Source organism: Pseudomonas sp. GW821-FHT07F01 (assembly GCF_059418825.1).
The window spans coordinates 444,551-467,640 of sequence record NZ_JBWKQO010000002.1 but is presented as its reverse complement, the minus strand read 5'-3'; the positions used below and the strand labels follow the sequence as shown (position 1 = coordinate 467,640).

Below are 23,090 nucleotides of genomic sequence, written 5' to 3'. Positions count from 1 at the left end.
CTGGTTCCGTTTTGCCTGTCAGGCATCGAGGGGCTGCCAGTTCGACCCTGCTTGCCGAAATCAATTTTTCCTCGCCATGGGCCTTCAGGATGAAGGCTCCAGGGGCTTGTGCTCCTGCATTGCTAAGAGACTGACATGGACGTTCGCCACTTCACCTTCCTGGCCCAGCAACCCTCTGCTGTCCTGCAATCCCGTGATTCGTTCTGCGGCTTGTCCAAGCGCAGCCTGGCGTTCGTCCTGGCCAACATGATGTTCTGGCAGCCGCTGGTGGCGATGGCCGACGGCATCGTGGTCAACGGCAGCGGTACAACACTGGGGCAGGCCGGCAATGGCGTGCCCATCGTCAACATTGCCACGCCCAATGGCAGCGGCCTGTCGCACAACAAGTTCAGCGACTACAACGTCGGCCAGCAGGGGCTGATCCTCAACAACGCCACCGGCCGCACCCAGGAAACCCAGCTCGGTGGAATCATTCTCGGCAACTCCAACCTGGGTGGCCGCGCGGCCAATGTGATCCTCAACGAGGTCAACGGCGGCAGCCCCAGCCAGCTCAAGGGCTACACCGAAGTGGCCGGGCAAGCGGCCCATGTCATCGTCGCCAACCCCTATGGCGTGAGCTGCAACGGCTGCGGCTTCATCAACACCCCCAAGGCCACCCTGACCACCGGCAAGCCGGTGATCGAGAACGGCCAGGTCCAGCGTTACCAGGTGGACCAGGGCAGCGTGTCCATCGAGGGCGCGGGCCTCAACGCGAGCAATATCGACCAGTTCGAAATCATCACCCGCAGCGCCAAGCTCAACGCCGAGATCCAGGCCCGGCACCTGGCGGTGATCGCCGGGGCCAACGACGTCGACGCCAAGACCTTGAACGCCACGGCCCGCACCGCCAACCCGGCGGATGCACCGCAACTGGCCATCGACTCATCAGCCCTGGGCGGCATGTACGCCGGGGCCATCAAACTGGTGGGCACCGAGGCCGGGGTGGGGGTGAAGCTCGACGGCAAGCTGATTGCCAGTGGCGGTGATATCCAACTGGACGCCGATGGCCAGTTGCGCATGGCCGAAGCCACTGCCGAGAAGGGCGCGGTGGCGATCAAGGCCGGCAGCCTGGAGGCCCAGGGCGCGGTCTACGCCGGCACCGATCTCAAGGTGCAAACCCGGGGCGACCTGAGCAGCCAGAAAACCCTCGCCGCCCGCGACAGCATCCAGCTGGACAGCAGTGGCCAACTGAGCAACCAGGGCATCATCGAAGCCGGGGTCAATACCGATAACTCTCGCAACGCCAACGGCGATATCAGCCTCAACGCCCGGGATCTCGACAACCGCGGCAAGAGCATTGTCGCCAGCCGCGACCTGACCCTGAACACGGCCCAGACCCTGGACAACCGGGGCGGTACCCTTAGTGGCCAGCATCAGGTGAAGGTCAGCGCCGGCACTCTGGACAACCAGAACCAGGGCCGGGTCCTGAGCAGCGACAGCCTGGAACTGCAGGCCACCCAGGTGCTGAACCACAATGCCCTGATCACCAGCGACGGCCAACTCAAGGCCGAGATCGGCCACCTGGGCAATCGCCACGGCGAGCTCAGCAGCCTGAGCCGGGTTCGCCTGCAACTGGCGGCGCTGGACAACGTCGCCGGGCTGGTGATGGCCGGTGAAACCCTGGATATCAACGCCAGCGGGGCCATCGACAACCGTGGCGGTGCCCTGGGGGCGGAGCGCTTGCTGAAGGTGCAGGCCGCATCCCTGGACAACAGCAAGGCCGGTAACCTGCGCAGCGAGGAGCGCCTGGAGGTCCAGGTCGCCGGGCGTCTCGACAACCAGGACAGGGGCTTGATTCAGGCTAACCAGGCCATGGAAGTACAGGCCGGGCAACTGGACAACCGCAAGGGCAGGATTTCCGGCAGCGACACCCTGGTGGTGCGCGGCGAGAGTGCGGACAACCGCGGTGGGGTGATACATGCCGATCAGGCCCTGGGCCTGCACAGCCGTGACGTGGATAACCGCGACAAGGGCCGCCTGGAAAGCCGGACCGCCGTCACCGTCGAAGGCAACCGCCTGGACAACAGCGGTGGCCTGCTCAGCGCCACTTCAACCCTGACGCTGAACAGCGGCGAGGTGCTCAACCACGCTGGCCGCATCGCCAGCAAAGGCGAACTCCATGCCCAGGTGGACAGGCTTGCCCAGCATGGCGGCGAGCTGGTGGCCGAAGGCGCTCTGCATCTGCAGGGCCAGTCCCTGGATAACCGGGACCAGGGCCTGGTGGCCTCCCTCAAGGCCCTGACCCTGGACGTCGTCGAGGTGGATAACCGTGGTGGTGCACTGTCGGGCCAGGGGGAAGTGCAGGTCAACGGCCAGGGGCTGAACAACAGTGATGGCGGCAAGGTCCTGGCGGACCAGCGCCTGCTGCTCCAGGTGGCCCGGGTCATCAACCAGAACCAGGGGCTGTTGTTCAGCAAGCAAGGGCTGACCCTGAGTGGCGACAGCCTGGACAACAGCGGCGGCCAGCTGGTGAGCCAGAAGCCGTTGCTGCTGACCCTGAGCGCAGCCCTGGACAACCAGCGCGGCCTGATCAGCGGCGAAGACCTGCTGACCCTCAAGGTTGGCAGCCTGGACAACCGCGGCGGACGCCTGACCGGTGCCCGGGCCCTGAGCCTCGACAGCCGCGGGGCGCTGCTCAACCAGGGCGGCTCGATCGTCGCCGAGCAGGGGCTGACCCTGGACAGCACCAGCCTGAACAACAGCGACAAGGGCGTGATCAGCGCCAAGGCCGATGCCCGCCTGGGCACCGGCGCTTTCGACAACAGCCAGGGCGGCAGCCTGACCAGTGCCGGGCAGTTGACCCTGACCACTGCCCAACTGACCAACAACCAGGGCCGGATCGGCAGCGACCAGGCCCTCAATGCCAGCATCACTGGTCTGCAGCAGCAGGGCGGCGAGCTGTTCAGCAACGCCGACCTGACCTTGGACCTGAACCATGGCCTGCTGGACAACCAGGGCGGCAACCTGCACACCCCGGGGCAGTTGTTGTTGCGCAACCTCGACCGGGTGGACAACCGCAGCGGTGAAATCTCCGGGGCCAAGGCCTTCAGCCTCAACGCCCGGGAACTGGACAACGGTGCCGGCAAGCTCCTGAGCAATCAGGCCCTGACCCTGCGCATCGAGCAGGCCCTGGCCAACGTCAAGGGGCTGATCTCGGCTGCAGCCATCGACAGCCGCAGCGCCAGTCTGGACAACCGCGACGGCCAGTTGCACAGCCGTGGCGACAGCCAACTGCAGGTCAGTGGGCACGCCGACAACCAGGGCGCAATACTGCTGGCCGAAGGGCAGATGACCCTCAAGGCCGCCAGCCTGGACAACCGCCAGGAGGGGCTGGTGGGCGCCACCCGCGCCCTGGACCTGCAGGTCGGGCGACTGGATAACCGCGGCGGTGAAGTGTCGAGCCGGCAGATCGACCTGAGCGGCGAGCGCCTGGACAACAGCGACCAGGGCCGCCTGCTGGCCAGTGGTGACCTGACCCTGAAGGTGGCCCGGGTGCTCAACCAGAACCTGGGCCTGATTTCCGCGGACCAGGGCCTGAGCCTCAGCGGCATCGGCCTGGACAACCGGGGCGGGCAACTGGTGGGGGCCCAGCGCCTGGACCTGGAACTGGGTGAAGACCTCGACAACCGCAAAGGCCGGATCAGCAGCGAAGGCCGCCTGGCGATCCAGGCCCGCAACCTGAACAACGACCGGGGCAGCCTGTCCAGTGGTGGTGCCTTGCAGGTCAGCGCCGGGCAGGCCCTGAGCAACCAGGGCGGCAAGTTGTTGAGCGACGCGGGCCTGACCCTGGCCAGTGCCCGGCTGGACAACCAGCAGCAGGGCATCATCAGCGCCAAGGGGCGGCTGTCACTCACTACCGGAGCGCTGGACAACAGCCAGGGCGGCAACCTCAACAGCGGTGATGAACTGAGCCTGAACGCTGCCCAGGTCAACAACGAGCAGGGCAGCATCGGCAGCGCCAAGGCCCTGACGGCCTCGGTCAACGGGTTGCAGCAGCAGGGCGGCAAGCTGTTCAGCAAGAGCCGCCTGAGCCTGGACCTGAACCACGGCACCCTGAACAACCAGGGCGGCCTGATCAATGCCCCCGGTGTGCTACTGCTGAGCAACCTCGGCGCGGTGGACAACCGTCAGGGGGAAATCTCCAGCCAGCAGGCTTTCGAACTGGCCGCCCGCAGCCTGGACAACAGCGCCGGGCAGTTGCTCAGCAACCAGGCCCTGACCTTGCGCATCGAGGGCGCGCTGACCGCGCTCAAGGGCAAGATCGCCGCCGCCGCGTTGCAGATCGATGCCGCTAGCCTGGACCACAGCGGCTCGCTGCTCAGCGACAGCGAACTGGACCTGCGGGTCACTGGCCCGTTGCGCAACCAGGGCCTGATCCAGGCCGCCGGGCCGCTGCAGATCAGCGCCAACGGCCTGGACAACCAGGGTGGGCGCCTGCTCGGCGGCACCCGTGTGGGCATCGACCTGGGGGCCCAAGGCTCGGACCTGGACAACCGCCAGGGCCTGATCAACACCCAGGGCGTGCTGAGCATTGCCGGGCTGCGGGACCTGCAGAACCAGGCCGGGGAAATCTCCAGCACCCAGGGCTTCAACCTGGGCGGGCGCAGCCTGGACAACAGTGGCGGCAAGCTGATCAGCCACCAGCAGCTTGGGGTCGAGGCCGTGAACCTGGGCAACCAGCAGGGCCTGATATCCGGCTGGCAGGGGCTCAAGGTCAGCGGCGGCAGCCTGGACAACCGCCAGCAAGGTACCTTGTCGAGCCTGCTGGGGGATCTGAATATCGACCTCAGCGGCGCCTTGCTCAACAGTGCGCAAGGCGGGCTGGCCAGCCAGGGTCAGCTGACCCTCAAGGCCGCGAGCCTGGACAACAGCGACAAGGGCATCGTCACCAGCAAGGGCGAGCAGCAACTGATCCTTGGCAGTGGAGGTTTGAACAACGCCCGGGGCGGGCTGATTGAAAGCAGCGCCAGCCTCGACATCGGCGCCGGCGACCTGGACAACCAGGGCGGCCGCCTCAGCGCCGTGGGCGGCCTGAACTTCACCGGCAATAGCCTGAACAACCAGGGTGGCAACCTGCGCGGTGAAGGCGCGGTGACCCTCGATCTTCTGGGTGCCCTGGTCAACACCCAGGGCAAGCTGGCCGCCAGCGGCCCGCTGCTGCTCAAGCGTTCCAGCCGCATCGACAACCAGGGCGGGCAGTTGGTCAGTCAGAACCTGATGACTCTGTTCAGCAACAGCCTGGACAACAGTAACCGCGGCACCCTGGCCGCCAACGGTGCGCTGCAGGTCAACGTCAGTGGCGAGGTGCGCAACCAGAATGACGGCCTGATCTACAGCCGCGACGCCGGCCTGAGCCTGAGCGCCGGCAGCCTGAACAATGCCAAGGGCGCGATCCAGAGCGCCAAGGCCCAGACCCTGGCAGCGACCGGGGGCATCGATAACCAGGGCGGCAAGCTGATTGCCGAGGATGGTGACCTGGACATTCAAGGCGCCAGCCTGGATAACCGCGCGGGTGTGCTGTCCAGCCTCAAGGGGCTGTTCCAGGCCCGGATGTCGGGGGTGCTGAACAACCATGGCGGCCAGGCCGAGGCCCAGCGCCTGGATCTGCAAGCCCTGGCCGGTTTCGACAACGGCGCCGGACGCATGGCGGCCAAGGGTGGCGACTTGCTGCTCAATGCCGGCAGCGCCGGGGTGGATAACAGCCACGGCGGCCTGTATGCCAGCGGGCGGGTCAAGGCCAGCGGCAATCAGCTCGACAACAGCACCGGGCAGATCAACGGCCAGCACATCGACCTGGATTTCAACGGTTCCCTGGTCAACCAGGGCGGCCTGATTGAAAGCCGCGAGAGCCTGGCGCTGCGCGGCGCCAGCCTGGACAACCAGGGCGGCAAACTGCGGGCCCTGGCCCCTGGCGGCAAGACCGACCTGCAGATCGGCGGGCTGTTCGACAACCGCAACGGCCTGCTGGAATCCGCCAACACCGACCTGACCCTGGCGGCGTCGGGTTTCCTCAATCAGGGTGGCAGCCTGCTGCACCTGGGCGAAGGCAACTTCGATATCGCCACCGGCAACGTGATCAATGCCGGCGGCAGCCTGGTCACCCGGGGCGGGCTGACGCTGACCGCCGACAGCTGGACCAACAGTAGCGTGATCCAGGCCGGGCGCCTGAACCTCGACGTCAACCACTTCAGCCAGACCGCCGCTGGCCAGTTGCTGGCCAGCCAGCACTTGCAGGCCCGGGGCGGCAATTGGAACAACGACGGGCTGCTGGCCAGCGATGGCAGCCTGGACCTGCAGATCGGCGGCACCTATTCCGGTAATGGCCGGGTATCCAGCCTGGGCACCCTTGGCTTTGGCGCGGCCCAGCTCAACCTTGGCGCCGCGGGCAGCATCGCCGGTGGCGGCGGTACCCAGGTCACGGTCGCCGGGCAACTGAACAACGCCGGGCGCCTGACCTCCAACGCCGGACTCTCGGTGAATGCCGGCGGCGTGCTCAACACCGGCACCCTGGGCGCCGCCCAGGACCTGAGCCTGACCACCCCGACCCTGGTCAACGACCACGGTTTCGTATTCAGCGGCCAGAACGCCGGCTTCAACGTCAATACCCTGACCAACAGCTATGGCGAGTTCTACAGCCTGGGCGGCCTGACCGTGGCCGGCATGGCGGCAGGCACCTCGGCCCAAAACCTGAGAAACATCTCCGGCAACATCCAGAGTGGCGGCGATATCAATATCGCTGCACTGGATCTGGTCAACGACCGGGAAAAATACGAAGCCAGCCAGCAGATCACCGATGGCCGCATGACCATCCGCTGCGTCCAGCACTGCGGCGGTGGCGCCAGTTGGGTCCGGGGGCCGGTGTTTATCTACCGGACGGTGGAAGGCGTGGTGACCAGCGACTCGCCGCAGTCGACCCTGAACGCGGGGGGCAACCTGACGGTCAACAGCACCAGCTTCCTCAACCGCTACAGCACCGTGTCGGCAGGCAATGACCTGAGCATCACCAGCGGCACCATCACCAACCAGGCCTCCCTGGTGGCGTCCGGTTCTTCCGGCTATGAAGTCGGCGCCGGGGTCAAGATCAATCGCGGGCTGTTCTTCCAGCTGGCCCGTGACGTGCAGGCCTATGACCGGGCGCACCCGCAGGGCAGTGCCTTCAACCAGGAGGACTTCGCCGCCCTGGTGGCCAAGTTCAACCCGGGGATCTTCTATGGCATCGACCGGCCGGTAGAGACCTCGACCCAGAGCACTTCCGCCGCGCCGGCCATCATCCAGGCCGGTGGCAAGGCCCGGCTCACGGCAGCCAACGACATCAGCAATATCAGCGTGGTCAAGAATGCCATCGCCGTGGGCGGCAGCACCCGCGACACGGCGGTGGGCGCCTCCAGCAAGCCGCTGATGGTAGTGCTCCACTCCCAGCTACCGCCGGACCTGGCGCAGCAGCAGGTCAACCCCCTGAGCCTGCCCAACTTCAGCCTGCCATCCGGGCAGAACGGCCTGTTCCGCCTGAGCGGCCAGGGCGGCGCAGCGCAGCCCTCGGCCCCGGCGCAGAGCTGGAGCATGGGCGGCGCCAGCCTGGAACTGAGCACTCGCCAGGCCGGTCCGGAGCCGGTCCAGCCCCGGGAACTGAGCAACCGGCCGCTGCCGCAAGTGGCCCTGGGCGCTCGCGACCTGAACCTGGTTGATCACCAGGCCACGGGCATCGATGGCCGCGCAGCGACGGTGCAGGTGAACGCCGTGGCCGGGGATTCGCCGGGGGGCGTGCTGCTGCCCACGGGCAGTGCTGGCAACCAGAGCGTCAACCGCGTCCAGGGCCTGCCGGACAGCAGTGTGCGCAGCAATCCGCACAAGTACCTGATCGAGACCAACCCGCTGCTCACCGACCTCAAGCAGTTCATGGGTTCGGACTATCTGCTGTCGAAACTGGGCTACGACCCGGACCAGAGCGCCAAGCGCCTGGGTGATGGTTTTTACGAGCAGCGCCTGATCCAGCAAGCGGTCACGGCCCGTACCGGCCAGCGTTTTCTCGATGGCCAGAACAGCGATGAGGGCATGTTCAAGTACCTGATGAACAACGCCATCGCCAGCAAGGATTCGCTCAACCTGGCGGTGGGCGTGACCCTGACCTCCCAGCAGGTGGCGGCCCTGACCCACGACATCGTCTGGCTCGAAGAGCAGGAGGTGAACGGCGAGAAGGTGCTGGTGCCCGTGCTGTACCTGGCCAACGCCAACAACCGCCTGGCGCCCAATGGCGCGCTGGTCCAGGGCCGCGACGTGACCCTGATCGCCGGCAAGGACCTGGTCAACTCCGGGACCTTGCGCGCCAGTGAGAACCTCAGTGCCACGGCGGGGACTGACCTGATCAACGGTGGCCTGATCGAGGCGGGCAATCGCCTGAACCTGCTGGCCGGGGACAACGTGGTCAACCAGTCCGGCGGTATTATCGCCGGGCGTGACGTGACGGTCCGCGCCCTGGCCGGGGACGTGATCAACGAGCGCAGCATCACCACCTTCCAGAGCAACCCGGGCTCCACCACCCAGCGCCTGGACTACGCCGACAACACCGGGCGGATCGAGGCCCGCAACGACCTGAATGTCGGTGCCGGTCGCGATATCAATAACATCGGCGGGGTGCTGAGCAGTGGCGGCGACACCACCCTGATCGCTGCGCGCGACGTCAACCTGGTATCGGCCCAGGAGCACGACAAGCTCACCCGCGACCGTTACCTCAACGAAAGCATCACCCAGCACGGTTCAAGCGTCAGCGTCGGAAGGGATCTGGCGGTCAGCGCCGGACGCGATCTGACGGCGGTCGCCAGCCAGATCGAGGCCAAGCGCAACATTGCCATGGACGCGGCGGGTGACCTGACCCTGGCCTCGGCGGCGGATGAACAGCACAGCTACTCCAAGACCAAGAAAGTCACCCGCCAGGAAGACCATGTCAGCCAGGTGGGCACCTCGCTGACCGCCGGGGCCGATGTGGTCCTCAGTGCCGGCAAGGACCTGAGCCTGATCTCCAGCCGTATCAGCGCCGGCAACGAGGCCTACCTGGTGGCCGGTGACAACCTGGAACTGCTGGCGGCCCAGGACAGCGACTACTCGCTGTACGACATGAAAAAGAAAGGCAGTTGGGGCCGCAAGAAGACCCGCCGTGACGAGGTGACCCAGGTCACCAACATCGGCAGCGAGATCACGACTGGCGGCGACCTGACCCTCAAGAGCGGTGGCGACCAGAAGTACCAGGTGGCCAAGCTGGAGAGTGCCAAGGACCTGACCCTGGACAGCGGCGGCGCGATCACCTTCGAGGGGGTCAAGGACCTGCACGACGAAAGCCATACCAAGAGCAACAACAACGCCTTCTGGAACTCCTCCAAAGGCCGCGGCAACACCGATGAAACCCTGCGCCAGAGCAGCCTGGTGGCGGGCGGCAGCCTGACCATCAAGGCCGTGGAAGGCTTGAAGATCGACATCAAGCACATTGACCAGAAGAGCGTCAGCCAGGCGATCGATGCCATGGTCCAGGCCGACCCGCAACTGGCCTGGCTGAAACAGGCCGAGGCCCGGGGCGACGTCGACTGGCGCCAGGTCAAGGAGATCCACGAGTCCTTCAAGTACAACAACTCGGGCCTGGGCCCGGCAGCGCAGTTGATCATCGCCATCGCCCTGGCGGCGGTGATGGGGCCGATGATGGCCGGGATGAACACCATGCTCCAGGCAGTGGCGGTGAACGTCGCCACCAATGCCACGGTCAGCACCATCGACAACCGCGGCAACCTGGGCAAGGTCCTCAAGGACGTGACCTCCAAGGAGAGCATCAAGGGCTACACAGTGGCCGCAGCCACCGCCGGAGTGGCCCAGGGGTTGAACTACAACCCGAGCGCCATGGGCCTGGATGCCAAGAGCCTGCAGACCGTGGCGGTCAAGGTCACGGCCGATGCCCTGATCAAGACTGCGGTCTATGGCGGCAGCTTCAAGGACAACCTGGCCAGCGCCGCTGCCGGCACCGCGGCGAGCATTGGCGGGGCCTATGGTGCCGGCAAGATTGGCGACCTGGGCCTGACCGAAGGCGGCCTGGCGAAAATCGCCCTGCATGCCGGGCTTGGCGGCCTGCTGTCTGAAGCCATGGGCGGTGATTTTCGCACCGGCGCCATCGCCGGTGGTGCCAACGAGTTGCTGGTGGGGGTGCTGGGGGACAAGCTGCTGCCGGACAACCTGATCCCCGGCTCGCCGGAGTACATCCAGGCCCAGGCCAACCTGATGGCGCTGTCGCAGATTGTCGGTGTGCTCGGCGCGTCGGCGTCCGGTGGTGACATGAGCATCGCCTCGGCGGTGGCGGCCAATGGCACTCAGTACAACTACCTGACGCACCAGGCCTTCGACGAGGTGGGCAACTGCCTGTCGGGACGTACCTGCTCTACCGATGAGCAGAAGAAGGCTGCGGTGGCCAAGGCCGAGAAACTCAGCGAGTGGCTGGACTCGGAAATGCGCAGCCTCTGCGACAAGGCGCCGACCAGCGACAGTTGCCGCGCGGCGGTCAATGCCTCGATCAAGTACGTGGCCATGAAGGATGCCTGGAACATCATGAACAAGGATGTGACCCGTTCCTCGAAGAACACCTTCGACTATCTCTACAACACCGAAGGGGCTGCCGGGCGCCTGGTGACCTACTTGAACACCATCGACAACCGGGCCAATTTCTTTGGTGCCAGCCATGTCTACGAGCAGAACATGGGGATTGGTGCCAAGTGGTTCGGTGGGGCGGAAGAGGTGTCCAGGGCCGGTTGGACCGGCCTGGGAGCCGACGATAACCTCTCGTACATAACCTTTGGTGTCGGCCGGCTGATGGCGCCGGTCTATGACTGGCGCAAGGCAGCCGGGGATGCGCTGATCACCGGTGGCTTCGAGAACTTCAAGAACCTCTACAACAAGGCCACCAGCGATCCGGTCGCCTGGGACATCAAGCAATTGAAAGGCGAACAGACTATCCTGCAGCCGATTCATGAGCAGTACATGGGCGACCGGAGTGCATTCACCTGGCTTTCCGGGCTGGTGACCGATACGTCGATCATGCCCGAGATAATGATCGGTGATCGAAAAGGAATGGATGGCGGCGTGGATATTCTGGATTACAAGTCCCGGGTGGAGTTTGGCTGCAAATTGCTGGGCTACTCCAAGAGCCAGGGCTGTGCGCCATGAGTGCGGCGGCTTACCCGCGCCGCCGGGTGTTCATGGCGTTTTTCTTCTGCCCGCTGGTGTTGGGGCTGGTGTTCGGCGCCTTCAAGTTCGTCACGCTGCTGGCCCACCTGGCCAGCAACCCGCGATTGCTGGGGGAGGTGCGGGGGGGCGAGTTGCTGCTGATGCCGGTGCTTGCACCGCTGGTGGCCCAGGTGGCGTTTCTGCTGCCGTTCCTGGTCTTCGCCCTGGGGGTGACGCTGATGAAGGTCTACCACAGCCCGCGCGCCTGTGCGGTGCTGGCCCTGGTGGGCGCAAGCGTGGCCAGCCTATGGGCGCTGATCTTCATCGCCCTGGTGGTCCATGGCGTGAAGAAGGCACAGTTCGCCGACTACCAGGTGGAGATGCTGGTGCTATTCGTGGCTGCCTGCCTGACCTGCTGGCTGGCGGCGCGCCTTTTCCTGCCCGAGAGCAATGCTGGTCCAGGGGTTGCTGACTGACCCCTTGCTCCGGCTGCCGTTATTGACAGCCGGGGCTGGCGCCGCGAATTATCCAGCCCCTGGATAATTTCGAAGGGCATTATTCATGAAGCTCAATGTGCAGCGCCTGGACCTCAACCTGTTGCGGGTGTTCGACGCCTTGATGCAGGAGCAGAACCTGTCCCGGGCCGCGGTACGCCTGAACCTCAGCCAACCGGCGGTGAGCAATGCCCTGGCGCGCCTGCGCCGGCACCTGGACGAGCCGCTGTTCATTCGCACCGCCCGCGGCATGCAACCCACCTCCCGGGCCCTGAGCCTGCATGTGGCCGTGCGCCAGGCCCTGCACCTGTTGCAGCAGGGCCTCGATCCTGCTGCGGCGTTCGAGCCGGCGGCGGCCCAGCAACTGTTCACCTTGTCGATGAACGATTACGCCCAGGCGCGCCTGCTGCCGGCCCTGTCCCGACGCCTGCAGCAGGTAGCGCCCGGGGTCCGGCTGGCGGTGCGCAGCGACAGCGCCGACGCCATCGCCGCCTGGCTCGGTGCCGGGATGCTCGACCTGGCGGTGGACTACCTGTATTTCGACAGCCCGGACCTGTGCTACCAGCCGCTGCTTGAGGAGCAACTGGTGGTGATCGGCCGTCGCGACCATCCGGCCTTTGCCCCGGAACTGAGCCTGGAGGCCTACCAGGCTTGCCAGCACGTGGCGATTCCCGATCGGGGTGGGCGCGGCTCGCCCCTGGAAATCGTTCTCGGCTCGGCCAAGGTCCAGCGCCAGGTGCAGGTGTTCGTGCCCAACTACCTGAGCATTCCGCTGATCGTTGCCCAGTCCGACCTGCTGGGCACCGTGCCACGCTACCTGGCGGAGCATTTCTGCGCCTTGCTGCCGATCCGCATCGCCAGCCTGCCGCTGCTGGCGGCGCCGGTGCAGGTCAGCCTGATCTGGCATCGCCAGCAGCAACAGGCGCCGGGCCTGCAATGGTTGCGCAGGGAGATTGCGGCCATTGCCAGTGCTCCATAGTCGCCATGCACTCCGGGTAAACGGGGCGCTGCCCAGGAGGCGCCGACCTCGGCCGACCAGCTCTGGCTCCGGAATTTCTTGAGAAAGTGCCAAGTCTCAGAAATTTCCTACTTCCATTGGCGAAGTGTCTTGAACTCAGTTGAGTTCAATTTGGCTAGCATGGTTTTTTATCCGGAGCCGCGGTGATGTCGACGCTGAGCGTACTGTTGTTGTGTTCGAACGCTTTTCGGGTTCGACATTTTTCAAGAATTCTCGCGTTTTGCGGTTTTGCTCGGGTACAAGTGATCAGCGATGACTGCGACGGCGCTCAGTTCCCGCCCGCCCTGGATGAACTGGACCTGGTGATCTGCGACTCGCTGCACTCCCTGAACGCCATCCCCTACCTGCGCAGGCTCTGCGAGCACCACGGCTTTTTCTCGATGATGGAATGCGAAGCGCTGCAAGCGCCGATCCGTTGGGGGCTGGCGAACTTTCGCGTGCGTTCCGGCAAGTACTGCGTCGGCAGTTACAGCGAGCTGGACACGCTGCAGATCAGCGCCTTGCTACTCAAGGCGCTGGCCATCAAGCGTACGGTGAAAGGCCATGCACGTGACGATGCTCCAGGGGCGGCGGGAGCTGGTTGCGCCAACAACGACTGGGTGGCCGAACTGGATGTTTCCCAGGCCCTGGAACAGCGGCAGATCGTGCCTTTTTTCCAGCCCCAGGTCTGCATGAAGACCCGGCGCATCACCGGCGCCGAAGTCCTGGCCCGTTGGCAGCATCCTCACAAGGGGGTGCTGGGGCCGCAGTTCTTTCTCGACCTGTTCGACAGCCCGCAGGGCCATCGCCAATTGTTCGATTGCCTGTTGCAGCAGGGCCTGGCGCTGCAGCGGCAGTTGCAGGGCCACGCCAGCGGCGATGCCCTGATGTTCTCCTACAACATTGAGGCCAGCCAGCTGAGCGATCCGCAATTCACCTTGCGGGTGTTGCAACAGATCGACGAGGCGCAGGTGCCCACGCGCCAGGTGACCCTGGAGATCACCGAGCGCCAGGCTCTGGTCCTGAGCATGCAGTGCATCGAGAACATCAGTGTGCTGGTGCACAGTGGCGTGCGTCTGTCCCTGGATGATTTTGGCACCGGGCATTCCTCGATCATGCGCCTAGCGGACATTCCCTTTGGCCAGCTCAAGCTGGACTCCGGATTTGTCGCCAACGCTACGGGGCCCAAGGAAACCCGGATCATCGAGGCCATCGTGGGGATGGCCGGTGCGCTGAACCTGGAGCTGGTGGCCGAAGGCATCGAGACCGAAAAGCAACGTGCGCACCTGCAGCGCCTGGGTGTCGATGCGGCCCAGGGCTTTCTGTTTCACAAACCGATGAATGCGGCCGCCCTGGTCCGGGTCCTGACGTTGAGCCGGCCGCCGCAGCGACAGCTCAGCCAGAGCTAGGATGCAGCGCGGTCACTGCGTCTTGAGCATCACATAGGCTTCACCGCCACGACGGTCGTGCATGAGGATGAAGGTCTGCCCGTTGAGGGTGATCTTGCTCGGTACGCTCTGGGCCACCGGGGTGCTGGAGAACTTGCCGGCCACGCTGAGAAATTGCTGGGTCAGCGAGCTGTCGTTCTGGGTCGGGGTGGTGATCGCGCATTCCTTGTTGGCCTGTATCTGCACGCCCAGGCTTTGGTCCTCGTTCATGCCCATCTTGGCGAAGCCGGCATCGGTCAGGTCACTGATGCCATGGTTGCGCGCGGCGGTCTCGGCGCCGGCGAAGGACGGCGCGGACTTCAGGCAGATATCGCGAAAGGCCAGGATGCCGGCGGAAGTGATGGTGGGCTCCGGGTTGATCTCCCGGGTCACGCTGGAGCAGGCGCCAAGCAGCGCCAGGGCGGTGAGGGTTGCGGCAAGTGGTGCGGTGCGGGGCAGAGTGCTCATGGAAATCCTTGGAAGCAGACGGCAAGGGGGGCGGGGAGGGTTCTTGCCGAATGAGGCATCGGCGCCCTGGCAGGGTAGGCAGGGGCATCGTTCAGATCAATCTTTTGTGTGAAAACCGCGTGTTGAACGGTTCCGGGGCGCTGCGGCTGGCGCAGTAATTGCCTGCCTCATGGCTCAGTTCAACGATGGGACCTGCGGCCATGCAATTACGAGCGTTGCGTTACTTCCACGAGGTGGCCCGGTGCGCCTCCCTGCGTCAGGCGGCGGAGCGCCTGTACGTGACCCCCACCGCAGTCAGCCGGCAGATCGAGCAACTGGAGCACTTCTTCGGCACCGCGCTGATCGAGCGCGGGCCCCGGGGCATTCGCCTGACCGTGGAGGGTGAATGCCTGGCCGAGCAGGTCACCTCCACCTTGCGCGGCTTCGACCAGGTGCGCGATGTGATCGCCAGCCGGCAGAGCCAGGTAGCGGGTAACGTCAGCATCCATGTGTCGGAAAGTATCGTTTCCAGCGTGCTGGCGCCGGTGCTGGCGGCGTTCAACCGGGCCCATCCGAAAGTCACCTTCAACATCGTCATCGCCAGTGCCGGCGCCACTCTGGATGCCCTGTGCAGCGGCGAGGCCGACCTGGGCCTGGCGTTCTACCTGCCGGAACGGGCCGAAGTGGAGGTAACCGCCCACTGCCAACTGTGGCACCGGGTACTGGTCAGCGCCGAGCACCCGTTTGCCCAGTGCCCGAGCATTCGCCTGCAGGATCTGGAGGGCCAGCCCCTGGCGATTCCCGACTCGGCCTACGGCGTGCGCCAGGCCCTGGAGGGCGCGGCGAAAAAGCGCGGAGTGAACATCCTTCCGGTATTCACCACCAGCTCCCTGGAGGTGCAGAAAAGCCTGGCCCGCCAACGTGCGGCAGTGCTGATCCTGCCCCAGGTGGATGCCGAGGCCCGGGACCTGGGGGATGGGCTGGTGGCCGTGCCGATCGACGACCAATACCTGGAGCGGATCCGGGTGGACCTGTGCGTGGTGCGCAACCGGCCCTTGTCGGTGGCGACCCTCAGGTGCCAGGAAATGCTTGTCCGGGCGATGCAACGCCATAGCCTGGCGTAGGAGCAGGCTTGCCCGCGAAAGCGTTTCCAAGAGCGCTGCACGGCTTACGGACCTCTTCGCCGGCAAGCCGGCTCCTACGGAGGAGGGGCGGTGGTCAGAACAGGTTGAACGGGAAATTCCCCACCAGGCGGAACTCGTCATAGCTGCCGTCGATCTGCCCGCCGCTGGCGCGGTGGTTGTAGACGATTGTGCGCAGCACCGCATCCTTGAGCCGCCCGGATTGCACCACATAGGCCAGCATCAGGCCATTCTCGTTGTGCTTGGCGCCGTCCAGGCCGCGTACGTTGTAGCCGCGGTTGCGGCCATTGCGGTCACCGTCGTACTGGGTGCCATCGATGCCCCAGCCCTTGGCGTGCCACAAGCTGGCGCTCAGCCCGGGCACGCCGTAGGCGGCAAGATCCAGGTCGTAGCGCAACTGCCAGGACTTTTCATTGGGGCCGTTGTAGTCCGAGTACAGGGAGTTGGCCATGTAGTTGCCGGTGGACTCCCACACATAGTCGAAGTACTCGTCGCCGAACACCTGCTGCCAGGCCAGGGTCAGGCTGTGGGCCTGATGGCTGCCGGTCAGCGCCAGACTGAAGGCGTCGTTATCGATGTAGCCCAGGCGCTGCTGGCCCTGGTCCCGGGTGTGGTAGTAGTTGAACGTGGTCTTCAGCGCCAGCCGGCTTTTGTCCCCGGCGCGGTGGGTCAGGCCCAGGTAGTACTGGTCCCACATGTTCTCGAAGCGTGAAGCATAAAGGCTGCCTTCCAGGCCCAGGCCGGACTTGACCGTCGCGCCCAGGTAGCTGATGCGCTCGCCGCTGTAGGCGCGGTTGCCGAAGGTGGTGGTCAGGCGTTCGCTGCCGGTACCGGTGCGCGGGATGGCCCGGTCGAAGCTGCCGGCCTGCAGCGACAGCCAGTCGGTTTCATGGCTGTACAGGCCCACGCCCTGGAAGCTGGAGGGCAGGGCGCGGTTGTCCTTGTAGCGCAGCACCGGGTTGTCGGTCATCAGGCGCCCGGCCTTGAGTTCGGTGTTGGACAGGCGCAGGCGGACATCGCCGATCCCCAGGCGGCTCCAGGTGGGCAGGGCATCGCCGTCACTGTCCACCAGCACCCGGTCGCCGCCGTTGGCCACCCGGCCGTGGCCGCGCTCCAGGTTCACTGCGCTGAACAGGCCGGCGTCCACCCCAATGCCGATCAGCCCCTGGGTATAGCCGGAGCTGTACTTGAGCATGCCGGTCTGTACCCAGGTTTCCCGCACCCGGGTGCGCTGGTTGCCGTCGGGTTTCTTGATCGTCAGGTAGGTGTCGCGTTGGGTGTGCTGGTTGGAGTAGTAATGGCGCAGGTTGAGGTCCAGGCTGCTGCCTTCGATAAAGCCCGGGGCCTGGGCCTGCTGGCTTGGGCGCGGGTTGTCCTGGGCCAGCAGGGGGCTGCTGGCGCTCATGGCCAGGAGGCAAAGTACGAGCTGTTTCATGTCGCTTCCCCACAAATCAAAGGCGTCGAACCTCCGCCCGACCGCGGTCATGCGCGGCCGGCAGGGTAGAGGAAGACGCGGTGCCGGAAAAGAGTTTTGGGCAGTGAGGCGAATGCTCAGCGGGCGCGGGCTTCTGCGAGCCGTTGGCCGGGGTTGCTGCGCCCGGGTGCTTGCGGGCGGGTTTCCTTGGCGAACCAGGCGGCGGTCAGGCACACCAGGTTGGCCACCAGCAGGTAGCCCACCGGTGACATCGGGTTGCCGGTGGTGCCGATCAGCCAGGTGATGATGATCTGCGCCGTACCGCCGAAAGCCGCCACGCCAAAGGCGTAGACGATGGAGAAACCGGTGGAGCGCACCGCCTTGGGAAAGCTCTCCACCAGCAGCACGATCAGCGCCGCGCCACTCATGCCGTGCAGCCCGGAGAGCACCGCCAGGGTCAGCAGGAAGGTCGTCGGGCTGGGGTGCTCGGTCATCAATTGCAACGCCGGGAACAGCACCAGCAACAGCACCACCCGCGGCGCCATGAGGATGGTGCGGCGGCCGAAGCGGTCGCAGAGCATGCCGCCGGCAATCGCGCACACCGCCATGGCTGCGCCGGCCACCAGGGTCGAGAGCATGGAGATGCTGGTGGGCAGTTTCAGTTCGGTGAGGGCGAAGGTGGTCATGTAGTTGATGAAGTACTGGGTGATGGTGCTGCCCGACAGAATCAGCAGCCCCAGCACCAGCGCCCGGCGATGCTCGCCGAACACCTGGCGCACCAGGCTGCCGGTGCTGGCTGTCTCACCCTGGCCGTGGAAGGTTTCCGCCAGGTTGCGGCGGATGTAGATGCCGATTGGCAGCACCAAGAGGCCGAACACGAAGGGCACGCGCCAACCCCAGCTGTTGAGGTCCTCGGGGGACAGCACCTGGGTCAGGGTGTAGCCCACGGTGCCGGCGGCCATGGCGGCCACGCCCTGGGCCACCACCTGCCAGCAGGCGTAGGTGCCGCGCTTGTGGGCCGGCGCGGCTTCGAGGATGTAGGTGGTGGCGGGGCCGGCTTCTCCGCCCCAGGCCAGGCCCTGGATCAGCCGAGTGAGCACCAGCAGGATCGGTGCGGCGATGCCGATGCTTTCATAGCTGGGCAGGATGGCGATGCTGCCGGTGCCCACGGCCATCATCACCAGGGTCAGGAGCATCGCCGGCTTGCGCCCGACGCGGTCGGCGTAGGCGCCGATCAGCACTGCTCCCAGGGGCCGCACGATAAAACCGACACCGAAGGCGGTGACCGAGAGCATCAGGCTGACAAAGGCGCTGTCGGAGGGAAAGAAGGTGTGGCCGATCATCACCGCAAAGGTGGCGTAGACCCCGAAATCGAAGAACTCCACGGCATTGCCGAGGATCACCGCGAATACGCTGCGCTTGCCTCCCGCCGCGTTGGGCGTTTCGGGCTCGGGTGTGGCGGATGGATTGGACGCTTGGCTGTGCATACTGGCCCCTCGAATTTTTATTCATAGGTTGCCCAGGCCCCGGGCGGCAAGGCCCGGGGCTGGGGTGAAGGTGGCAGTTTCGGTGTATCAGTGGGACGGCGGGTTCGGCCAGTTGTGGATCGCTCCACGCCAGCTCTCATAGGTCTTGGCCACTTGCAGCAGCCATTGATCGGCAAAGCGCGGGGCGATCATCTGCAGGCCGATGGGCAGGCCATCGGCGGCAAAACCGCAGTTGATCGACAGCGCCGGTTGTTCGCCCATGTTCCAGGGCAGGGTGAAGACGATGTGCTCGAACGGCTGCTGCGGATCATTGCTCGGTGACGGCCACTGGGCGGGAAAATGGTTGATCTGGTTGGTGGGTGACAACACCAGGTCGAACTCGCTGAACACCTGGGCGGCGCGGCGGCGCATCTCGAAGGTCTGGTTGAAGCCCTGCACCGCCTCGACCCCGGACAAGTCGGCCCCCGGCGCCGCCCAGTCGCGGATATAGGGCAGCACCTTGGCAAACTGCTCGGCGCCCAGGGCCGAGAGTTCCGCCCATTGTCGGGCACGCCAGAAGCGGTCGAGGCCGTCTAGCTGAGCGCGGTCCATGATCGGTGCCAGGGTGCGGACCTGGGCGCCATGGCTTTCGAACAGCCGCGCAGCCTGTTCCACCGCCGCGCAGACAAAACCTTCCGGCTGCAGCCCCGCGCCGGGTTCCAGCATCAGGCCGATCTTCAAGCCGTTGACCGACACCGGCGCATCGCTCCAGTCGCCGGTCAAGGGCGGCAGGCTGGTGGCGTCCCGAGCATCGGGTCTGGCCAGATAGCGCATCATCAGCACCGCGTCATCGACGCTGCGGGTCATGGGCCCGGCGCAGCGTCCGGTGTAGTAGGGGTCGATGGGAATCCGCCCCAGGGTCGGCTTGAACCCCACCAGCCCGCACCAGGCGGCCGGCAGGCGCACCGAGCCGCCGATGTCGGTGCCGATGTGCAGCGGCCCGTAACCGGCCGCGGCGGCCGCAGCGGCGCCGGAACTGGAGCCACCGGTATTGCAGGCGGTGTTCCAGGGGTTGCGGGTAATGCCGTGGAAGCTCGACAACCCCGAGGACAACATGCCGAAATCCGGCACCGTGGTCTTGGCCAGGATGATCGCCCCGGCCTCACGCATCCGCGCGGCGGGTGGAGCATCCTGCAACGCCGGCTTCAACGTGGTGGCCGCGCTGCCCAGCGGAATCGGCGTGCCCTGGGTGGCGATCAGTTCCTTGATCGTCACTGGAATCCCGTCCAGCGGGCCGTTGGGGGCGCCCTTGTTCCAGCGCTCGGTGGCGGCCCGGGCCTGCAGGCGCACCTGCTCCGGATCGAAGGCGTAGAGCGCACGGATATGCGGCTCCCAGCGCCCGATATGGGCCAGCAGATGCTCGTAATAGTCCAGGGGTGAGAGCTGGCGGCTGGCGAATTGCGCCAGCAGTTGCGAGGTGGATAGATCGTGCAAATCAGTCATCGAACGCATCCTTGTGTCGGGCGTCAGTCGGGTTGCTGATGGCCCGACTGTATCGCTTCCACCCTAGCCCAACCATCACAAAGGACGCAGCCTGGTGTTGCGTTTTTGTGAGCACTGCAGCGGCGTATCCCTCGGCCCGATTGAATACGGCCCCACCCAATCGCGACGTTCTGTAGGAGCGGGCTTGCCCGCGAAGGCGGCCTCAGGGTTTGCACAAGGCCCGCGGGCCTCTTCGCCGGCAAGCCGGCTCCTACGGGATTTCGCCCGGGTCAGTGTCGCAGGACGGGGGCTTGGGGGTGGGGGCTGGGGAACGCTTGCTCATAGGCCCGGCACAAGCGCAGCACTTGCTCGTCGGCAAAGCGTGCGCCCACTACGTGCAGGCCCACGGGCAGGCCGTCGTCGGCAAAGCCGCAGGGCAGTGAAGCCGCCGGTTGCTGGGTCAGGTTGAAGGGGTAGCTGAAGGGCGTCCATTCCATCCATTCCCCCAGGCCCGAGCCCGGTGGGACGTTGTGTCCGGCTGCGAACGCAGTCAGGGGCAGCATGGGCGAGAGCAGCAGGTCGTAGCGCTCATGGAAGGCGGCCATGTGGGCCACCAGGGCGGCGCGCGCCTCCAGGGCGGCGCTGTAGTCGCTGAGGCTGATGCCTTCGCCCTGTTCGGCGATGCGCAGCAGGCCCGGGTCCAGCAAGGCACGCTGGGCGGGGCTGAGGGCTGCGGTCAGGCGCGCCGCCCCGGAGAACCACAGGGTATTGAACATCTCCAGGGGATCACTGAAACCGGGATCGACCTGCTCGATCTGTGCCCCCAGTTGCGCCAGGCGCTCCACCGCCCGGGCCACCACTCGCGCCACTTGCGGGTCGACCTTGACGTAGCCGAAGTCTGGGCTGTAGGCGATGCGCAGACCCTTGAGGCTGGCATTTTCCGGTAACCAAGGCGTGCTGCGCGGGGCGCCGAGCAGGCCGTCACGGGCATCCGGGCGGGCCACGGTCTGCAGCATCAGCACGGCGTCATCGACGCTGCGGGTCATCGGCCCCAGGTGCGAGAGGATGTTCATCGCGCTGGCCGGCCACTGCGGCACGTAGCCGAAGGTCGGCTTGATGCCGAAGGTGCCGGTGAAGGCGCAGGGAATGCGGATCGAGCCGCCGGCATCGCTGCCCTGGTGCAACACGCCGAGGTTCAGCGAGGCCGCCGCCGCTGCGCCGCCGGAGGAACCGCCGGCCGTCAGGCGAGTGTCCCAGGGGTTGCGGGTGATGCCGTACAACGGGTTGTCGGTCACGCCTTTCCAGCCGAATTCCGGGGTGGTGGTCTTGCCCAGCAGCACCGCGCCGGCCGCGCGCATGAAGCCGGAGAAGGGCGCGTCGACTTCCCAGGGGCCGGCGGCCAAGGTAGTTTTCGAGCCCTTGCGGGTGGGCATGCCACGGGTCAGGGTCAGGTCCTTGATCGACGCCGGCAAGCCGTCCAGGGCGCCGCAGGGCTGGCCCTTGAGCCAGCGCTGTTCGGAGGCCCGTGCCGCGTCCAGGGCCCCTTGGTGGTCGATATGGCAATAGGCGTTGACCAGCGGATTGAAGCGCTCGATACGCGCCAGGGCATCCTCGGTGACCTCCACCGGTGACAGGCGCTTGTCACGGTAATGGCGCAGCAGTTCAACGCCGCTCAGGGCGGCGATGTCAGTGGCTTGCTTCATAGCGATTGAGCTCCTTGAGCGGCATTGACCATGGCCCGCAGCAGGACCGCGCAGCCGTCGGCCAGGTCCTGGGGCGCGGCGTTTTCAATTTCGTTGTGGCTGATGCCGCCCTCGCAGGGCACGAAGATCATCCCTGCCGGGCCCAGCTCGGCGATGAAGATCGCGTCGTGCCCGGCGCCGCTGACGATGTCCATGTGGCTCAGCCCCAGGTGCTCGGCGCCCTGGCGCACGGCGGCAATGCAGGCGGGGTCGAAGTCCAGCGGCGGGAAATCGGCGGTGGCGGTCAGCTCGAACGTCAGGCCGTGCTGGCGGCAGCTGTCTTCGATCACCTGGCGCACTTCATCGACCATGGCTTGCAAGCGGTCGGCGTGCAGGTGGCGCAGGTCGAGGGTCATCTGCACCTGCCCGGGGATCACGTTGCGCGAGCCCGGGTGCAGGCTCAGGCAGCCCACGGTGCCGCAGGCATGGGGCTGATGGGCATGGGCGATGCGATTGACCGCGCTGACCACTTGCGCCGCGCCCACCAGGGCGTCCTTGCGCAGGTGCATCGGCGTCGGCCCGGCGTGGGCCTCGACCCCGCTCAGGGTCAGGTCGAACCACTTCTGGCCCAGGCAGCCCATGACCACGCCAATGGTGGTCTGGCGGTCTTCCAGTACCGGCCCTTGCTCGATATGCGCTTCGAAATAGGCGCCCACCGGGTGGCCGAGTACCGCACGCGGACCGGCATAGCCGATGCGCTGCAGCTCGGCGCCCACCGACAGGCCCTGTTCGTCCTGCTTGGCCAGGGTCTCGGCGAGGTCGAACTTGCCGGCGAACACCCCCGAACCCATCATGCACGGCGGGAAGCGCGAGCCTTCCTCGTTGGTCCAGACCACCACTTCGATCGGCGCCTGGGTTTCCAGGCCCAGGTCGTTCAGAGTGCGGATCACCTCCAGCCCGGCCATCACCCCGTAGCAGCCGTCGAACTTGCCGCCGGTGGGCTGGGTGTCGATATGGCTGCCGGTCATCACCGGGGCGCGGTTCGGGTCACGCCCGGCGCGGCGGGCGAAGATATTGCCGATGCCGTCCACGCTGACGCTGCAGCCGGCCTCTTCGCACCAGCGCACGAACAGGTCCCGGGCCTGGCGGTCGAGGTCGGTGAGGGCCAGGCGGCATACGCCGCCCTTGGCGGTGGCGCCCAGTCGGGCCAGGTCCATCAAGGACTGCCAGAGGCGCTCGCGGTTGATCAGCGGGGCATTGCTTTGCAAGGACTGCAGTGGGTCCAGTCGACTGTTCATGGCGTT

At 65.9% G+C, this 23,090-nt stretch carries 11 protein-coding genes; 5 read left to right on the top strand and 6 right to left on the bottom strand.

The window, feature by feature from the left end; genetic code table 11:
- The first annotated feature begins 135 nt into the window (after nucleotides 1-135).
- The 4 genes from AC07R1_RS08215 (at nucleotide 136) to AC07R1_RS08200 (ending at nucleotide 14,135) form a co-directional block, all read left to right on the top strand.
- Nucleotides 136-11,235, top strand: a complete 11,100-nt coding sequence (locus tag AC07R1_RS08215; RefSeq protein WP_495110401.1) for a two-partner secretion domain-containing protein — start codon at nucleotides 136-138, stop codon at nucleotides 11,233-11,235.
- On the top strand, nucleotides 11,232-11,711 hold the full coding sequence (locus AC07R1_RS08210; RefSeq protein ID WP_227454146.1) for a hypothetical protein: 480 nt from the start codon (nucleotides 11,232-11,234) through the stop codon (nucleotides 11,709-11,711). The genes AC07R1_RS08215 and AC07R1_RS08210 overlap by 4 nt, the downstream gene beginning before the upstream one ends.
- An 85-nt stretch (nucleotides 11,712-11,796) precedes the next feature.
- On the top strand, nucleotides 11,797-12,708 hold the full coding sequence (gene bsrA, locus AC07R1_RS08205) for a LysR family transcriptional regulator BsrA (protein ID WP_019095452.1): 912 nt from the start codon (nucleotides 11,797-11,799) through the stop codon (nucleotides 12,706-12,708).
- Between the two features lie 185 nt (nucleotides 12,709-12,893).
- A complete protein-coding gene (locus tag AC07R1_RS08200) occupies nucleotides 12,894-14,135 on the top strand; it encodes an EAL domain-containing protein (RefSeq protein ID WP_495110400.1) in 1,242 nt (413 codons plus the stop codon).
- Nucleotides 14,136-14,147: 12 nt separating this feature from the next.
- Here AC07R1_RS08200 and AC07R1_RS08195 read toward each other — a convergent pair whose 3' ends face one another.
- On the bottom strand, nucleotides 14,148-14,621 hold the full coding sequence (locus tag AC07R1_RS08195; RefSeq protein ID WP_015636104.1) for a hypothetical protein: 474 nt from the start codon (nucleotides 14,619-14,621) through the stop codon (nucleotides 14,148-14,150).
- Between the two features lie 200 nt (nucleotides 14,622-14,821).
- On the opposite strand from AC07R1_RS08195, the gene AC07R1_RS08190 reads away from it, so the two are divergent.
- Nucleotides 14,822-15,724, top strand: a complete 903-nt coding sequence (locus tag AC07R1_RS08190; RefSeq protein WP_015636103.1) for a LysR family transcriptional regulator — start codon at nucleotides 14,822-14,824, stop codon at nucleotides 15,722-15,724.
- Between the two features lie 94 nt (nucleotides 15,725-15,818).
- On the opposite strand, the gene AC07R1_RS08185 is transcribed toward AC07R1_RS08190, so the two are convergent.
- The 5 genes from AC07R1_RS08185 to AC07R1_RS08165 form a co-directional block, all read right to left on the bottom strand.
- Nucleotides 15,819-17,177 (bottom strand): OprD family outer membrane porin, encoded by a 1,359-nt coding sequence (locus AC07R1_RS08185; protein ID WP_077934433.1) that lies wholly within the window; start codon nucleotides 17,175-17,177, stop codon nucleotides 15,819-15,821.
- Nucleotides 17,178-17,293: 116 nt separating this feature from the next.
- The gene (locus AC07R1_RS08180) at nucleotides 17,294-18,643 is read right to left on the bottom strand and encodes a citrate-proton symporter (RefSeq protein ID WP_011061958.1); all 1,350 of its coding nucleotides are present in this window, start codon (nucleotides 18,641-18,643) and stop codon (nucleotides 17,294-17,296) included.
- Nucleotides 18,644-18,730: 87 nt separating this feature from the next.
- Nucleotides 18,731-20,125 (bottom strand): amidase, encoded by a 1,395-nt coding sequence (locus AC07R1_RS08175; protein WP_495110399.1) that lies wholly within the window; start codon nucleotides 20,123-20,125, stop codon nucleotides 18,731-18,733.
- Between the two features lie 269 nt (nucleotides 20,126-20,394).
- Nucleotides 20,395-21,807: an amidase gene (locus AC07R1_RS08170; protein WP_401025099.1), complete on the bottom strand. Its 1,413-nt coding sequence runs from the start codon at nucleotides 21,805-21,807 to the stop codon at nucleotides 20,395-20,397.
- Nucleotides 21,804-23,084 carry a Zn-dependent hydrolase gene (locus tag AC07R1_RS08165; protein WP_401025102.1) on the bottom strand — a complete coding sequence of 427 codons (1,281 nt, stop codon included), beginning with the start codon at nucleotides 23,082-23,084 and terminating at the stop codon, nucleotides 21,804-21,806. The genes AC07R1_RS08170 and AC07R1_RS08165 overlap by 4 nt, the downstream gene beginning before the upstream one ends.
- Nucleotides 23,085-23,090 lie beyond the last annotated feature (6 nt).

Excerpts from the sequence above, each read along its gene's own strand:
- AC07R1_RS08215 (WP_495110401.1), top strand. The coding sequence starts at position 136 with ATGGACGTTCGCCACTTCACCTTCCTGGCCCAGCAACCCTCTGCTGTC.
- AC07R1_RS08210 (WP_227454146.1), top strand. The coding sequence starts at position 11,232 with ATGAGTGCGGCGGCTTACCCGCGCCGCCGGGTGTTCATGGCGTTTTTC.
- bsrA (WP_019095452.1), top strand. The coding sequence starts at position 11,797 with ATGAAGCTCAATGTGCAGCGCCTGGACCTCAACCTGTTGCGGGTGTTC.
- AC07R1_RS08200 (WP_495110400.1), top strand. The coding sequence starts at position 12,894 with ATGTCGACGCTGAGCGTACTGTTGTTGTGTTCGAACGCTTTTCGGGTT.
- AC07R1_RS08195 (WP_015636104.1), bottom strand. The coding sequence starts at position 14,621 with ATGAGCACTCTGCCCCGCACCGCACCACTTGCCGCAACCCTCACCGCC.
- AC07R1_RS08190 (WP_015636103.1), top strand. The coding sequence starts at position 14,822 with ATGCAATTACGAGCGTTGCGTTACTTCCACGAGGTGGCCCGGTGCGCC.
- AC07R1_RS08185 (WP_077934433.1), bottom strand. The coding sequence starts at position 17,177 with ATGAAACAGCTCGTACTTTGCCTCCTGGCCATGAGCGCCAGCAGCCCC.
- AC07R1_RS08180 (WP_011061958.1), bottom strand. The coding sequence starts at position 18,643 with ATGCACAGCCAAGCGTCCAATCCATCCGCCACACCCGAGCCCGAAACG.
- AC07R1_RS08175 (WP_495110399.1), bottom strand. The coding sequence starts at position 20,125 with ATGACTGATTTGCACGATCTATCCACCTCGCAACTGCTGGCGCAATTC.
- AC07R1_RS08170 (WP_401025099.1), bottom strand. The coding sequence starts at position 21,807 with ATGAAGCAAGCCACTGACATCGCCGCCCTGAGCGGCGTTGAACTGCTG.
- AC07R1_RS08165 (WP_401025102.1), bottom strand. The coding sequence starts at position 23,084 with ATGAACAGTCGACTGGACCCACTGCAGTCCTTGCAAAGCAATGCCCCG.